Source organism: Variovorax sp. J22R115 (assembly GCF_030317005.1).
Classification (GTDB): Bacteria; Pseudomonadota; Gammaproteobacteria; order Burkholderiales; family Burkholderiaceae_C; genus Variovorax.
Genome location: NZ_JASZYM010000001.1, coordinates 522,366 through 537,093, shown reverse-complemented (window position 1 = coordinate 537,093; position 14,728 = coordinate 522,366). Strand labels below are relative to the sequence as shown.

Annotated in this window: 13 protein-coding genes; 11 read left to right on the top strand and 2 right to left on the bottom strand. The window is 63.5% G+C overall.

The window, feature by feature from the left end:
* The first annotated feature begins 192 nt into the window (after nucleotides 1-192).
* The 3 genes from QTI04_RS02350 (at nucleotide 193) to QTI04_RS02340 (ending at nucleotide 1,860) form a co-directional block, all read left to right on the top strand.
* Entirely contained in the window at nucleotides 193-843 is a 651-nt protein-coding gene (locus tag QTI04_RS02350) for an ion channel (RefSeq protein ID WP_286614035.1), read from the top strand.
* 278 nt (nucleotides 844-1,121) lie between these two features.
* On the top strand, nucleotides 1,122-1,508 hold the full coding sequence (locus QTI04_RS02345; protein ID WP_286614034.1) for a nuclear transport factor 2 family protein: 387 nt from the start codon (nucleotides 1,122-1,124) through the stop codon (nucleotides 1,506-1,508).
* 130 nt (nucleotides 1,509-1,638) lie between these two features.
* Nucleotides 1,639-1,860, top strand: a complete 222-nt coding sequence (locus tag QTI04_RS02340) for a hypothetical protein (RefSeq protein WP_286614033.1) — start codon at nucleotides 1,639-1,641, stop codon at nucleotides 1,858-1,860.
* A gap of 147 nt (nucleotides 1,861-2,007) precedes the next feature.
* On the opposite strand, the gene QTI04_RS02335 is transcribed toward QTI04_RS02340, so the two are convergent.
* Nucleotides 2,008-3,129, bottom strand: a complete 1,122-nt coding sequence (locus QTI04_RS02335) for an ABC transporter substrate-binding protein (protein WP_286614151.1) — start codon at nucleotides 3,127-3,129, stop codon at nucleotides 2,008-2,010.
* Between the two features lie 1,092 nt (nucleotides 3,130-4,221).
* Between QTI04_RS02335 and QTI04_RS02330 the strand changes: the two genes are divergently transcribed.
* From QTI04_RS02330 to QTI04_RS02300, 7 genes are all read left to right on the top strand, one after another.
* Nucleotides 4,222-4,902 carry a hypothetical protein gene (locus QTI04_RS02330; RefSeq protein ID WP_286614032.1) on the top strand — a complete coding sequence of 227 codons (681 nt, stop codon included), beginning with the start codon at nucleotides 4,222-4,224 and terminating at the stop codon, nucleotides 4,900-4,902.
* Nucleotides 4,903-5,181: 279 nt separating this feature from the next.
* Nucleotides 5,182-6,303, top strand: coding sequence for an alpha/beta fold hydrolase (locus QTI04_RS02325; RefSeq protein WP_286614031.1), 1,122 nt, complete (start codon nucleotides 5,182-5,184; stop codon nucleotides 6,301-6,303).
* A 29-nt stretch (nucleotides 6,304-6,332) separates the two neighbouring features.
* Nucleotides 6,333-7,352, top strand: coding sequence for an ABC transporter substrate-binding protein (locus tag QTI04_RS02320; RefSeq protein WP_286604505.1), 1,020 nt, complete (start codon nucleotides 6,333-6,335; stop codon nucleotides 7,350-7,352).
* A gap of 53 nt (nucleotides 7,353-7,405) precedes the next feature.
* Nucleotides 7,406-8,026, top strand: coding sequence for an SCO family protein (locus QTI04_RS02315; RefSeq protein ID WP_286604507.1), 621 nt, complete (start codon nucleotides 7,406-7,408; stop codon nucleotides 8,024-8,026).
* Between the two features lie 87 nt (nucleotides 8,027-8,113).
* Nucleotides 8,114-9,634, top strand: coding sequence for an ATP-binding protein (locus QTI04_RS02310; protein ID WP_286604681.1), 1,521 nt, complete (start codon nucleotides 8,114-8,116; stop codon nucleotides 9,632-9,634).
* A 193-nt stretch (nucleotides 9,635-9,827) separates the two neighbouring features.
* Nucleotides 9,828-10,040, top strand: coding sequence for a hypothetical protein (locus QTI04_RS02305; RefSeq protein WP_286614030.1), 213 nt, complete (start codon nucleotides 9,828-9,830; stop codon nucleotides 10,038-10,040).
* A 103-nt stretch (nucleotides 10,041-10,143) separates the two neighbouring features.
* Nucleotides 10,144-11,250, top strand: coding sequence for a hypothetical protein (locus QTI04_RS02300; protein ID WP_286614029.1), 1,107 nt, complete (start codon nucleotides 10,144-10,146; stop codon nucleotides 11,248-11,250).
* Between the two features lie 85 nt (nucleotides 11,251-11,335).
* Here the strand turns inward: QTI04_RS02300 and QTI04_RS02295 are convergent, their stop codons facing one another.
* Nucleotides 11,336-11,830 carry a hemerythrin domain-containing protein gene (locus QTI04_RS02295; RefSeq protein ID WP_286614028.1) on the bottom strand — a complete coding sequence of 165 codons (495 nt, stop codon included), beginning with the start codon at nucleotides 11,828-11,830 and terminating at the stop codon, nucleotides 11,336-11,338.
* Between the two features lie 203 nt (nucleotides 11,831-12,033).
* On the opposite strand from QTI04_RS02295, the gene ligD reads away from it, so the two are divergent.
* Nucleotides 12,034-14,625, top strand: a complete 2,592-nt coding sequence (gene ligD, locus QTI04_RS02290) for a DNA ligase D (protein WP_286614027.1) — start codon at nucleotides 12,034-12,036, stop codon at nucleotides 14,623-14,625.
* Nucleotides 14,626-14,728: the final 103 nt, after the last annotated feature.

Below are 14,728 nucleotides of genomic sequence, written 5' to 3'. Positions count from 1 at the left end.
TTCGCTTGCGCCGCGCTCGACGTGTGTAGGCGCAAAACCGTGTCGCAAGAAAGCTTCGGCCGACCGTTCAGATTCCCAAGGAAAAACCGAAGCGGGCAGAGGCATCGCCCGAGGCCTCGTGCCCTCCGAGGCGGGAGGAACTCAGCGTCACGCGGAGGAACCGGCGACACTGCGGCCATGAATCAACCGGGCATGCTGGGCAACATACGCCGCCATCCGTCGGCGATGCTGTTGATCGTGCAGCTCCTCGGCATCGTTCTCTATCCCTTTGTCGAGTCGACGCGCGCCGGAGCCCCCGCGCTGGCCGTCTTCGGGATGGTCGTGCTGTACGTGACGATCCGCATGGTCCGCCGCACGCCATGGCTGACGTGGATCAGCGTCGGCCTGGCGATCCCGACCACCGCCCTGCTCGTGCTGCAGGCGATGGCCGATCGGCCCGAACTGCTCGTGTGGTCCTCCGCCCTCGAGGCGGTGTTCTATTTCTATGCGACGGGCAGCTTGATCGCCTACATGCTGGCCGATCGGTATGCGACGCTCGACGAGCTGTTCGCCGTGGGCGCGACGTTCACGTTGCTGGCCTGGGCGTTCACTCACCTGTTCGTCGTGGTTCAGGCGCTCCAGCCCGGGAGTTTCCAGGCCGCAGTGAATCCGCAGCAGGCCAGGTCCTGGAGCGAGCTGATGTACCTGAGCTTCGCGCTGCTCTCGAGCACAGGGATCGGCGACGTCATCCCGGTCACGGTCCACGCCCGCGCCGTCGCGAGCCTCGCCATGTTCGCCGGCGTGATGTACCTGGCCATGGTCGTTTCCCGGCTGATCGGGCTCACGCTGCAGCCGCGTTCCTGAATGCTTGGCCGCCGAAGCCCGAGATCGGGACCTGGGGCACCTGCCGGGTCCCCGTATGGCCCCTGCCGGTCATCGCTTGAATACACGCACTCGGCGCCACGAGACCCTCCTCGGCTCGCCACCCGCGGCGGTATCATTTCTGTGGGGAGCAACAGCCGCTTGGCAAACACGATGCGTGCGTGCGTGCGTGCGTGCGTGCGTGCGTGCGTGCGTGCGTGCGTGCGTGCCCCATGCGCCAACGGAGCATCAGCGCGCAGGCGCTGCAAAGGTGTCCGATCATGCAGACGGTGATTCCCGAGGTGACCCCGGAATTCCTTCAGTCGTTTGCCGACGCGTGGAATCGGCACGACATCGACGCGCTCATGTCCTTCATGACCGAGGATTGCGTCTTCGAATCCTCCGCCGGGCCCGATGCCTGCGGACGCCGCGCCGTCGGCCGCGAGGCGGTGCGAGCGGCCTTCGCGCAAGTCTGGGCCGTCTTTCCCGATGCCCACTGGGCGAATGCGCGCCATTTCGTGCTCGGCGATCGCGCTGTCTCAGAATGGACGTTCACGGGGACGCCGGCGCATGGGACTCGCGTCGAAGTCCAGGGCTGCGACCTGTTCACGCTTCGGGACGGCAAGATCTTCCTGAAAAACTCCTATCGCAAGAATCGAACGCCCTAGCGGTGAATCGTCGAGAGGTTATTTCTTGACCTGTTGAGTCTGGTCAAGTAGGCGAGGCCTCAGTACCCTCTTGAGCTGACAGAGGTGCCGCGGCACCCTTGCGTCCACTGACATGGGTAGTGGACGCAGCATGGATACCCTGACCGAGAGAGAACACCCGAGGCAGCTGCCACGTGGCGTCCTGGGCGTGCGCAGCAATGGCAAGCGCATTTACGCCGATGAGTTCAAGGATGAACTGGTTCGACAATGTTTGATGCCCTGGGACTTCAGCCGCCACCGGCATGACGCACAGGGTCAACGCGAACCTGTTGCGGCGTTGGATCGTTCTGCATGGGGCCCGCGGTCGCGCTGAGCAGGCGCCGGCGCTATTGCCGGTGATGCTGCAAGCACCGCCTCCTGAGAGGACGCCTGCGCCGCCGTGTGCGCCTTTGGAGCCGCCGATCCACGCGAGGGGCAATGGTCACCGAAGCGCGGAGGTCGGGAGAGTGCAAGTAGCGGCTCAGTCAACAACAGCGTCGGACCGCCGCAGCAAGGATTGCCGGATGGTGACCCCGAGATCGTTCGCCGTCTTGCGATTGATCACCAGCTCGAACAATGTCGGTTGCTCGATTGGCAGATCTCCGGCCTTTTCGCCATGGAGAATGCGCGCGATCTGCTTGGCCGACTGACGCCACATCCCGGGGATGTTCGGCCCGTATGACATGAGACCGCCGGCGTCTGGCACTTCTCGGAATGCGAACATCGACGGTAGCCGCCTCTCCGTGGCCAGCTTGGCGATGCGCGCGGCGAATGCGTAAGCAAGTTGATCGCTGAACATCATGAGCGCATCGGGGCGCTCAGCCGCGATGGAGTCGAAGACCGGCTCGAGATCGTCGACCTTGCGGAATTCGAACGGTACGAGTGTCACCCCAAGCACGCGGGCCGCGTCGCGCAACTCGCGCCAGTCGGCCTTGAACTCCGAGTACCCAGGATTCCAAAGGATCGCAATCCGCTTCGCCTGCGGGACCGCCTGAAGCAGGAGCTCAAGACGTTTGCTTGCCAGCTGGGGCGTCAGCTTGGACATGCCCGTGATGTTGCCACCGGGGTGCTTGAAGCTCTTGACGATGCCCAACTCGACCAGGTCGTCATTGCAGGTCGGCACCACGATCGGGATCGTCTGCGTGGCGCGCCGCGCCGCGTCGAGCGGAGCGCCACAGACCCCCACCACGATTAAATCCACCGAGGACTTGACCAGCTCCTGCGTCAGCGGCTCGAACAGCTCTGGCCGCCCGGCGGTGAAGCGCAGATCGAGCGTGTAGTCTCGCCCTTCGACCATGCCTTGATCGCCCAAGCCGGCCAGCAGCGATTTCCAGACGGAGTACCTGCGCACCTGCGCCTCGTCGGAACCAATACCGACAGCTCCGATTCGGGGCAGTCGCGCGGGAGTCTGCGCCAGTGCATCGGCCGTGACGGCCACCGTGATCATCATCATCGGCACGAGGACGCCGGCGGCCCGTCGCAGCTTTGATCTGGTCCGGCGTTCGATGACGTTCGCATTGCCCATAAGGACTCCTCGCGATGCGAAGATGGCAAATGCTGCGCCTTCGGAAGTCGCCTGGCAAACTGTCACTTCAGCGAACACCAAGCCCCTGGCGGATCTCCGAAGCCGCGCCATGCACCCGGGCAGCCGCTTCGGAGAAGAGCCTACGCCCGGTCTGGGCCGGCCCGTTTGTTCGATCGCCCGCGTAGCCCTTCACCGCGTATTCCTTCATCTGGTCGCATTTCCGCCACTGACCCCCGCCCGGGCGCTGAGACGGCGCCTCCAGCGTCCTGCCCGGCATGTCAAAAGCCATGGCGAACTTTTGTTCTCAGCCTCAAAATCCACGACCCCATAAGCGGAGGGCGCGCGATGCGAAAGAGATTGCATGTGAGCTAGCCTGCGATGAGATCCAGGTTACAGCTGCTCCTCTGTGTTGCTGCTGCGACGGCGGGGCAAGACGTGGAAGCAGCGCGGCTGCAGCCGTCGGACCTCGAACTCACGACGGTCTACTGTGTCGGCGTCCTGAAGAATAGGCTCGCCATGCTTCGCGAGCATTCGCAGCCGTCAAGAAGCGCAACTGATGCTCTCCGCAGGGACTTGAAGCGCCTTGGGAATTTCATAGACCCTCGTCTCGGCAATTTGGATTCCGCGCGTCTGGCGATCGCCCGGAGACGCGCCAATGATGACTTCATGAGTTGGCATGCCGACGTTGGGGCGTGCATGCATCGGTGCGCTGGTGAAGGGGAACGCCTGAGCCGCGAGAAGCGGGGTACCTGCTGGTCCGGGTGTTCCCATACTGGCGCTGCCTCGGAGCGCATGAAGATATGCAGCACCATCGATTGGCTGCCGCCATGAGTTCGGGTCCCGCAGCCCATCCGCCAGCGAAGCCATTTTCCGCGGGCGGACCCTCCGCGGACGGAACCGGCGGCCAGGCGTCTTTGTCGACCAATCCTTCACCTTCGGGAGTTGCGGCGTCCGACGATCGCGGCGGGTGGAGCCTCCCCAGCCTTCCACGCCTTTTGGCGATCCACTAGCGAAGGGCCCCCGATCATGCATCGATGGACAGACTGGGTGGGTATGTGCGCTGTCAAGCGACATCAGGAACTGACCCCCCGCATTGACTCACCTGGACTGTTACCGGGTGACATTGCGCCGTGTGAGCACTCGGCGAGTCCGACCAACAGCGGGCTGAAGATGAAGTTCCCGCAGTACAACGGGCCCGACATGATGCAGCACATGCTGATCACGGAGGGCCTCGGCATTTCGCACTTGCTCGCGGTGGTCGGAATCTCGTCCGGCGGCTCGTACAGCATTCAGCTCGCGGTGAGCTATCCGGACTTCATGGACGGCATCGTGCCGATCTCCGGGGGCGGCTTCTACGGCAAGACGGGGAGACTTCGCGGGTCACTCCGGAATTCGATCATCGAGTCCTGCGCGGGCTGGAACGAGGGCAACTACGACGAGAACCCGAAAGCCTGCGCAACGAGCTACATCTCCGTGCCGATCCCCTACTTTTACAGTCGCGATTGGTGGGAGCGGCACATTGACACGGCCGAGGCTCACCAGCGTTGGCGCGTGGCGATGGGCGCCTTCACCCTCGACGTCCAAGATACCCGCGACCTTTACTACTTGGAGCGATCGTACGAGAAGGGCTGGGTCACGGACACGCCGGGATTCAACGGGAGCATGCAGGCGGCGTTGGGTTCTATCAAGGCGAAGGCGCTCTTCATCCATTCGTTCCAGGACGAACTCGTCCCGCCGAAAAATATCGCCGACGAGGCGAAGCTGATTCCGAAGGCGTGCGACCTCGCTATCGATTCTGACGCCGACACACCATCTGGTACAACGCCGAACCACAGGCCACCGTGGCCGTAAGTCGCGCGATCAAGGCCTTCCTTTACGAGTTGACTGCGAACAAGACAGCCGCTCGCTGATTCGTTACCTCTCATAGCCATTCCGCGAGGCTTCATGCGCGAGGGCGCCGGATCGTGTGCGCCGACCGATGGAAGATTTGGCGCCAGACCACGAAGCGGCTCTCGGTTCGCCGCCGCCCTGGCATGTCGGATCACACTCGACATCGCCGGCCTGGAGGAGTAACTTCCCCCGATCGGTCTGCCACCAATCCCGTCCCGAACTTCAAAAAGGATGGAAGTGATGAAGGCGCTGTCGAAGCTGTGGCTGTGCTCAGCATTCGCCCTTGCCCTTGGTGTGGCGGGTCCAGCCTGTGCCCACTGGGAAGACCAACCTCCCCATCAGATGGCCCAGCTCGGGGATCTCAAGCTCGAGAGCGGCAGCGTGATTCCGAATCTGAAGATGAGCTACGTCACGCACGGCAAGCTCAATGCCGCGAAGGACAACGCGATCCTGTTCCTGCACGGATTCGGTGGAAACCATCACGGCATGGATCATCACATCGGGCCGGGGCGCGCCCTCGACACAGACAAATTCTTCATCATTTGCTCCGATGCCCTCGGGGCGACGCAAATCGGCTACGAGCATTCGACGAGTCCGACCAATAGCGGCTTGAAGATGGCGTTCCCACAATACAGCGGCCGCGACATGGTGAACGCACAGCACAAGCTTCTCACCGAGGGGTTGGGTATCTCGCACCTCCTTGCGGTGACAGGGATGTCGTCTGGCGCGCTATACAGCACTCAGCTCGCAGTGAGCTACCCCGAATTCGTGGACGGCATTGTCCCGATTGTCGGCAGCAGCTTCAGTACCAGCACGGGCCGCTTCCGTTGGCCGCTCATGGTCTCGATGCTTGAGTCCTGCGCCGGCTGGAACGGAGGCAACTATGACCAGAATCCCAAGGAGTGCGCAACACAAGCACTGTCCGTCCAAACGCTCTACTTCTACACCCCCGAGTGGTGGGACCAGCACCTCGACACTCCAGAGGCCTATCAGCGTTGGCGCGTGGCGTTCGGGGCTTACTACCTGGACGTTCAGGATGCCCGCGACCTCTACTACCTGTACAAATCCTTCTACGACTTCTGGCTCGGCGATACGCCGGGATTTGACGGCAACATAGAGGCAGCGTTGGCGTCGATCAAGGCAAAGGCGCTCTACATCTATGCGCCGAAAGATCAAATCTTCTCGCCGAAGAACATCCTCGCGGAAGTGGCGCTCATTCCGAAAGCACGCGCAGTCGAAATCGACTCGATCGCCGGTCATACCATTTGGTACGACGCCGACCCACAGGCCACCGTGGCCATAAGCCGCGCAATCAAAGGCTTCCTCGCGGAACTGACGGCGAGCAAGACCACCGGTCGCTGAATGGACCACACCGAACCGGGCCAAGCACCATGAGCACGATCACATCGCTGGGACTGAGTCGCCGAGAATTTCTTGAGGATGCGTCCGCCCTCGGGGCGGCCGGATTGCTGGGCTTCACCCACGGCCCAGCCGTCGCCGATGATGACTCGCCGCCCGAGACTCGCACGGTACGCTTCTGCCATTCGCCTTCGATCTGCATTGCGCCGCAGTACCTTGCCGGGGAACTGTTGCGAAACGAAGGGTTCAGCGATGTCCAATACCTCCCCCTTGGCACGCGCGCGGGCCCGGACGCGCTGGCCAGCGGCAAGGCGGACATCACGATGTGGTACACGACCGGCTTCCTGCCGGTGATGGATGCGGGAAAGGGTGTTGTGTTGCTGGCTGGAGTGCACCTGGGCTGCTGGGAGCTGTTCGGGCACGGCAACATGCGCAGTCTGAGCGACCTGAAGGGCAAGACCGTCGTCTGCGAGAAGTACTTGGGGGGCGACCAGATTCTTCTGACAAGCATGCTCTCTTATGCAGGCTTCCAGCCGAATGACGTGAAGTGGCTGGCGCGCCCAGGCGGTAGCGCAATGGATGCCTTCATCGACAAGCGTGCCGATGCATTCTTGGCTTTCCCGCCAGAGCCGCAGGAGTTGCGCGCTAGGAAGATTGGCCAAGTGCTGCTCGACACCAACGTTGATCGACCTTGGTCGCAGTACTACTGCTGCATGATCGGCGCGAACCGAGACTACGTTCAGCGCAACCCTGTGGCTACCAAGCACGTGCTGCGCGCAATCTTCAAGGCCGTCGAGTTGTGCAAGGCGCAGCCGCAACAGGCGGCCGGATACCTCCGCGACCATGGCTACGAAACGCGCTACGACATCGGGGTCCAGTCCCTAAAGAAGCTGAACTACGACTACCGAACGGTCAATCCCGAAGACACGTTGCGCTTTCACGCGCTGCGCCTGCGCGACGTCGGCCTCATCAAGTCAACTCCGCAAAAGCTCATTGCGGATGGTACGGATTGGCGGTTTCTGAACGAGCTGAAGCGGGAACTGAAGGCCTGAGCTTGAGGCATCGACTGGCGATGGCATGAGCCGCGCAGCAAGGAGCCGACGACATGAAGATTCAAACGATGCCAAGCCGTCGTCACCTCTTGAATGGTGCTATCGGCGTTTGGCTGGCGCCGGCGCCGCTACTTGCGAATGCGCTGACCATCAAGGCTGCGCCAGACGGCATCGAGCGCCTACCCGTGCTCGGGCCGGCACCGCACTTTGCGCTTGAGTCTGCGACGGGCACGCGCGTTACGCTCGCTGACCTACGCGGCAAGGTCCTGCTGGTCACCTTCGTGTTCACGACCTGCTCCACCAGTTGCCCCATTCTGGTGGCCAAGTTGGCCGAGCTCGGGCGAGCCATGGGCCGCGAGTTCGGCACTCGGTACGCGTTCGTGGCCATCACCGTGGACCCATTGACCGATACGCCGGCACGCCTGCGAACGTACGCGGCTTCGTTCGGCGCCGATACACCAGGCTGGTATTTCCTGACTGGAGCGCCGAAGGCCATCGACGACGCGGTTCGGGGCTTTGGGTCGTATGCGAAGGCAGCAGAAACTGGTGGCGTCGACCATTTGTTCCTGACTTCGCTGGTCGATCGCGCCGGCATGATGCGGGTGCAATACATGGGCACCAACTTCAACTCCAGAGAAATGCAGAGAGACCTGCAGATGCTGGCTAGCGAGTGAGATTCGCCAAGAGCGACAAGCGCAGGCGAACAAGCAGAGGTTGACGCGCAAATGAATGCACCACTGCTTCGATGGCTGCCATTGGCCGTGGCTCGCGCGCCGGCCACCTTGCACACAAAGCTGCTGGTTGCGTTTCTCACCATGGTGGGGCTTCTGATCGCAGTCGGAGCGGTCAGCTTGGCCGAACTAGGTCGACTGAACCAGCGTGCCGAGGACTTCGTTCAGCTGCAGCGCAAGATTGCCGCATACCGGCAGATTGAGCAAAGCACCACTGCGCAGCTGTACAGCGTGGCCACTGCGATGTTGGCGCCGGACCCATCCACCCTTGACGCGACCCTGCGTCAACTCCACCAGTTCGGCTACGACCTGGACCGGCTGAGGTTCGTTGCGCAGGATGAAGTCGAGGTGCTGCAGCGCGTACGCCTCGCGTACGAGGGATTCACCGCCGCGGTGGGCGAAGTGATCGAACTGGTGAGGGCCGGCAAGGCGACTGAGGGGCGAATTGCGCAAGTCGAGCGCGTAGGGCCCCTCGCAGAACGACTCGAGCGCCTGACGAACGAACTCGTCAACAAGGCCGAGGCTGAAATGCTTGCGCGCATTGACGAAAGCCACGACGGTTACGCGGCCTCGCGGAGATGGGTCGTGGCGTTTGCCGTCGGAAGCATCGTTCTGGCACTGGGGCTCGGCTACGCGATCTCGCTATCCCTGATCGGCCCGCTGCGACAGATGGGCGGGCGCTTTGATCAAATCGCTGCTGGAGATTTCAAGAGCCAGGTAGTCGTCCCCAACCGCGACGAGCTGGGCGCTCTGGCCGGTAATCTCAATCACATGAGCGACGAGCTGGAACGCCTGTACCGGGAGATTCAGGAAAAGAGTAGGCAGATCGAGGCGGCGAACCGGCACAAGTCGGAATTCCTGGCCGCCATGTCCCATGAGCTTCGCACCCCGCTGAACGCGATCATCGGCTTCTCTGAGGTGCTCGCCGAGAAGATGGTGGGGGACGTCAACGACCGGCAACTCGACTATTTGCAAGACATCCACGGCTCGGGTCACCATCTTCTGACCTTGATCAACGACATCCTCGACCTGTCGAAGATCGAGGCGGGCCGAATGGAACTCGAACTATCAAGGTTCAACCTGCGCGAGGTGCTCGACGCGGCAGCCATGCTGATTCGCGAGCGCGCCGCTCGAAGCGGCTTGACGTTGGCGCTCGAAGCGGCAGGAGCACCGGAGGAATGGGTGGCCGATCAGCGCAAGATCAAGCAGGTGGTGATCAACCTGCTGTCGAATGCCGTCAAGTTCACGCCCATGGGCGGCAACGTGACCCTCCGCGCGCGGCACCTGAAAGGCTCAGACGGCAGTTCCGTCGAGATCGCGGTGATCGACAACGGCGTTGGCATCGCACTCGATGAGCAGGCCTTGGTATTTGAAGAGTTCCGCCAGGCATCGGGTGATCAGTTGGGCAAGTCCGAAGGTACAGGGCTGGGTCTGACGCTGGCGAAACGCTTCGTCGAACTGCATGGCGGAGCCATGCGCTTGACGAGTGCGCCAGGCAAGGGGTCGACATTTGCGTTCACCCTGCCCGAGCGCCCCGCGGAGGCTACTTGATCAATCGCGCGAACGCCCATGCGTTCTTTGCGATCGCACATGCGGGTTACCATCCCTGCCGGGTCTGATCCGGTTGGTGAGTTCGCACCCTCTTTGGCGCAGTTGCTGGCGGCGCTGAACAGGATTGGCGGCGGCGGATCAATTAATCAGGAGTTCTGTTCCAGTCACGGGCTGGCTTCGCCGAGGAGTCTGGATGAAAATCTTCGCAAGCGTCGAACTGATTGAATACGAAACCCAGGATGAAGGGCCGCCCGGGCAAAAAGGCCGACTGAACATCCAGCTTGCACCCGACCGCACGGCACGAGATCTCGACGACCTGACCCAATTGCTTGGCCAAGCACGCGCTGGTCAACAGCCCTCCACCTACGATGGGGATCTCATTGACGTGGTATGCATGGCGGGCTAGTTGGCGCATGACAATGACGCCAAAACATTGGGGACTTGCGTGTGTCGGTGCTCTCGCATCGGGTGCCCTGGTGCATGCCACCTTCCCTTCGAGGACTCAGCAGTTGGGTGCCCTCGCGCCTGCGATTGACGCGCTGAAGCAATACGCTCCGTGGTCTTACAAAGCGCACGGCGCGGCCCACCACCAGGCGCGATTGGCGCTTGCACAGCCAGGGGCCGATCGCGACAACCCGCTAGTTGGATTCACTCCTCTCGGGGGAATCGCCGGGCGCAACGCCCTGGATGAAATCTATTTCAAGGGAGTTCCGTCGACACCGCAGTCCGTCGATGCCGCTCGTTTGCTCTTAAGCAGAGGACGTCTGAGTGCCGATGAGATGCTTCCGATGATCCGGATACTTGGGCGTCTTCACGACCGTGACAACACGACGGGGGAAAACGGCGCCATCGCGCTCGAACTCAAGGCCCTGACCACCCACCCGGACAAGCAGGTCGCAGCCATGGCCGCCGTCAGCTATGCGCGGCTGGGGTACCAGCCCGGGACCGAGTCCGTTCTCAAGCGAGCGCTCGACAATGGCGTGTTGGCTCCGGAGTCCTACTACCACGAGTTGGCGCATCTCGTGGCGAGCGCACCGCTGGAAAAGCAGCAAGAGTACCTGGCGGAACTACGCGCCAATCCGCATCGCATCGCAACCGATGTGTTGACGGTCGCTCTCAACAGCAGGGAAGAATTCAATGCAGCATCGTTCCTCAAGGCGTCACCGGATATGGCGAGACTTCTGCGTGCCAATGAACCCGGCTTCGACTACGGCGCAGGCCAGTACGGCGCGGTGGATGTGATCCGGTATCGGGAATGGTTGCGCGCGAGCGCCGCCATTGAGAACGCGAAGACCGGACGCCCCCTGGACGAGATCATCATCGCCAAGTTGAGCGAGCGCGGCACCGACGCGCGCAAACTCGTGGCCTACCTGTCCTCGTCGGAGGCGATTCCACTCCTCGCGAACGCGGCACCGGATTCGCAGGTTCAACGCCTTGTCGAGGCCGCCCGGCGCTACTCCATGGAAAACCCGAACAACACCGACGTGGCCGACACGGTTGGACTCATCGAGTCGCGGATGAAATACCCGCCACCCGCAAGCGCATCAAGGCCCGGCTTCTCTCCACCCCCGGGACCATCCTCTGGGCCGTCTTCGGCGCCGCCGAAACTGAGGTAATTGCCCCCAGCTCCGGCAACTGCATGCCCGCGAAATCAACCCTGGCGCGAGCGCGGGGCCGCACCCGGCGGCCCGCCTCGCCTCCTCAGGCCATCGCTCCCGTCAGCTCTTCCATCAGCTCTTCCTTGCGCGCCGCGAGCTGTTCGCGCATGGCGACCAGGTCCAGGCCCTTGGCCGCACGCGCCTTCACGAAGATCTCGTTGCGCTCTTCCTTCACGTGGTGATCGATGTACTCCCCAAGCACCTTGACCTTCGCGTCGAACATCTCGTCCGCGTCCGTCGAGCCTTCGAGCTGGGCGATCAGGTCCTTCGCGGTGCCGTGCTCGACCTCGGCCTCGTCGAGCAGGTCGGTCTCCTTGATCGCCTCGCGCAGCGCCGGATAGAAGATCTCCTCTTCAACTTGCGCATGGACCGAGAGCTCCATGCAGATCTCCTTGGCCAGATCGCGCTTCTTCTGGGCTGCGCTGGCCGAGCGCGACTTGGCGAGGGTCTCGTAGTCGCCGAACATCTTCTTGACCTTGCGGTGATCGCCGTCGAGCAAGCTGCAGGCATCGGGGGTGGCGCGTTTGGTGGTGGGCATCGTGAACTCCTTGTCGTGGGATCGCGATGTTCAGGGGCGTCGCCAGCGATGCACGTAGGAGGCCAACGCTTGAAGCACCGCCAGCTTTGACTACGCGTTGCGCTCCTCGAGCCGATCGAACGCGGGCCCGAACAGGCGCCGCCGCGCCCGCTGCGAGCCACGGGCCGCTCGACATCCCGGGTGGCGGCCCGTAAATTTCACGGATGGCCGCACGCGACACCCCGACAGACCCGCTGGAGAGGTACTGGTCCAAACGCGACTTCTCGGTCACGTCCGAGCCTCGCGGACAACGGCACGCCTCCCGGCCGAAGGCCCTTTCGTTCGTGATCCAGAAGCACGCCGCGAGCCGCCTGCACTACGACTTCCGCCTCGAGTTGGACGGGGTGCTGCTTTCGTGGGCAGTCCCCAAGGGACCGAGCTACGACCCGGCCGACAAGCGCATGGCCATCCACGTGGAAGACCATCCGCTGTCCTACGGATCGTTTGAAGGAACGATCCCGCCCAAACAGTACGGCGCGGGCACGGTCATCGTCTGGGACAACGGCACCTGGGAGCCTGTCGGCGATCCGCATGACGCGCTCCAGCAAGGCAAGCTCGTGTTCCGGCTGCATGGCCAGAAGATGGCCGGCCTCTGGGAGCTCGTGAAGATCGCCAGGGGCGGCGAAAAGCAGGAGCCCTGGATCCTGTTCAAGAAGCGCGACGAGTTCGCGCGGCCGAAGGCGGAGTACGACGTGGTCAGCGCCTTGCCCGACAGCGTGATCGCGAAGCCGCTGAAGAAGCCCCCGGAGAACGAAGACGGCCAGCGTCCCGCGGGGAAAGCCGCGGCGAAACAAACGGGTCGACGCAACGCGGCGGACGGGGACCAGGGCATACACGGCGCGGTGAAGGCGCCGCTGCCCGCCAAGATGAGCCCGCAACTCGCGACCCTCGCGACCGGCGTGCCCGCGGCCGGGCGGTGGCTCTTCGAGATCAAGTTCGACGGCTACAGGATCATGGCGCGGATCCAGAACGGAAAGGCCAGCCTGATCACTCGCGGCGGCCACGACTGGTCCGCCAAGATGCCGGGCCTGGTGCGCGAGCTCGAACAGTTCGGGCTCGAATCGGCATGGCTGGACGGCGAGATCGTGGTGCTCGACGATCAAGGCCTGCCGAATTTCAATGCGCTGCAGAAGGCGTTCGACCGTCAGACGAACAGCGACCCGATCATCTACTTCTTGTTCGATGTTCCCTACTTCGAAGGCCACGACCTGCGGGAGGCGGCCCTCGAGTCCCGCCGGCAGCTGCTCAAGGCGCTCCTCGACGAAAAAGGGACCGAGCACGTGCGATACAGCGCGGCGTTCGAAGCCGATCCGGCCTCGGTGCTGAGCTCGGCCTGCCGCATGAACCTCGAGGGCGTGATCGCCAAGCGCGCGGATGCGCCCTACGCCTCCCGACGCACCGAGACATGGCTCAAGCTCAAATGCCAGCAGCGTCAAGAGTTCGTCATCGCCGGATACACGGACCGCACCGACGGCTCGCCCCAGATCGGCAGCCTTCTGCTGGGCGTGCACACCCCCCAGGGCGAGCTGGTGTCGGTGGGCAGCGTGGGCACCGGCTGGGATGCCGAGGAGGCGGCCGCGCTCAAGCGCAAGCTGTCGAAGATCGAGCTGGCGAAGTCGCCGTTTCCGGCGGGCGCGGCCCAGCCGGGGCGCTGGTCCAAGCGCGCGCCAGGCAGCGAGCGCTGGGTGGAGCCGCGCCTTGTGGCCGAGGTCGGCTTCGCGGAATGGACCCCCGACAACCAGATCCGCCATGCCTCCTTTGTGGCCCTGCGCACCGACAAGCCGCCTTCCGCCATCGTGCGCGAGACCGCCAGGCAGGTCGGCGCGGGGCCGGTCAAGACCGCGGGCCGCTCTGCCGTCGGCGGTATCCCGGTGAGCAACGCGAAGCGGATCATCGATCCCGGCTCGGGCCTCACCAAGCTCGAGCTGGTGCGCTACTACGAGTCCGTGGCCGACTGGATCCTCCCGCACCTCCAAGGCCGGCCTTGCTCGCTCGTGCGCGGCCCCTCGGGCATCCACGGCCAACTCTTCTTCCAGAAGCATGACGAGAAAATCAGCATTCCCGGCATTCAGGAACTGGACCCGGCGCTGTGGCCCGGCCACGGCGCGCTGCTCGAGGTGGGCACGGCGCAGGCCCTGGCCAGCGCAGCGCAGATGAACGTGATCGAGTTCCATACCTGGAACTCCACCGCCAAGAACATCGACAAGCCCGACCGCATGGTCTTCGACCTCGATCCCGGCGAGGGCACGTCGTGGCAGCACGTGCAGGAAGCGGCCGTCCTGGTCCGCGCCCTCCTGAACGAGCTCGGTCTCGAGGCCTGGCTCAAGACCAGCGGCGGAAAGGGCCTGCATGTCGTCGTCCCGCTGGCGCCGCGCTTCGACTACGAGACGGTCAAAGGCTTCTCGCAGGCCGTGGTGCAGCACCTGGCCAAGACCATCCCGGCGCGGTTCGTGGCGAAGAGCGGGCCCTCGAACCGCGTGGGCAAACTCTTCGTCGACTTCCTGCGCAACGGGCACGGCGCCACGACGGCTGCCGCGTTCTCGGCTCGCGCGCGGCCCGGGCTTGGCGTTTCGATGCCCATCGCATGGGACGATCTGGCGAAGCTCAAGAGCGGGGCCCAGTGGACGATTGCGACGGCGCGCGAACACCTGTCATTCCAGAGCTCGGACCCCTGGGCCGGCTACTGGAAGAAGAAGCAAACGCTCGGGGCGGCGATGAAGACCGTGGGCTACGCGCCCCCGAAGCGCGTGAAGTAGCCTGGCTCGCGATGCCAGGTCCGCCGACTCAGCGTCGGCCCCTTCCTTCACGGCAAGGAAGCCAATTCACCCAAGGGACATGAGATCGTCGTTTTGGAGCGCA

What these genes read in the sequence shown, in the direction of transcription:
- QTI04_RS02305 (WP_286614030.1), top strand. Translation starts at nt 9,828, where the DNA reads ATGAAAATCTTCGCAAGCGTCGAACTGATTGAATACGAAACCCAGGAT.
- QTI04_RS02315 (WP_286604507.1), top strand. Translation starts at nt 7,406, where the DNA reads ATGAAGATTCAAACGATGCCAAGCCGTCGTCACCTCTTGAATGGTGCT.
- QTI04_RS02345 (WP_286614034.1), top strand. Translation starts at nt 1,122, where the DNA reads ATGCAGACGGTGATTCCCGAGGTGACCCCGGAATTCCTTCAGTCGTTT.
- QTI04_RS02320 (WP_286604505.1), top strand. Translation starts at nt 6,333, where the DNA reads ATGAGCACGATCACATCGCTGGGACTGAGTCGCCGAGAATTTCTTGAG.
- QTI04_RS02340 (WP_286614033.1), top strand. Translation starts at nt 1,639, where the DNA reads ATGGATACCCTGACCGAGAGAGAACACCCGAGGCAGCTGCCACGTGGC.
- QTI04_RS02350 (WP_286614035.1), top strand. Translation starts at nt 193, where the DNA reads ATGCTGGGCAACATACGCCGCCATCCGTCGGCGATGCTGTTGATCGTG.
- ligD (WP_286614027.1), top strand. Translation starts at nt 12,034, where the DNA reads ATGGCCGCACGCGACACCCCGACAGACCCGCTGGAGAGGTACTGGTCC.
- QTI04_RS02295 (WP_286614028.1), bottom strand. Translation starts at nt 11,830, where the DNA reads ATGCCCACCACCAAACGCGCCACCCCCGATGCCTGCAGCTTGCTCGAC.
- QTI04_RS02325 (WP_286614031.1), top strand. Translation starts at nt 5,182, where the DNA reads ATGAAGGCGCTGTCGAAGCTGTGGCTGTGCTCAGCATTCGCCCTTGCC.
- QTI04_RS02330 (WP_286614032.1), top strand. Translation starts at nt 4,222, where the DNA reads ATGAAGTTCCCGCAGTACAACGGGCCCGACATGATGCAGCACATGCTG.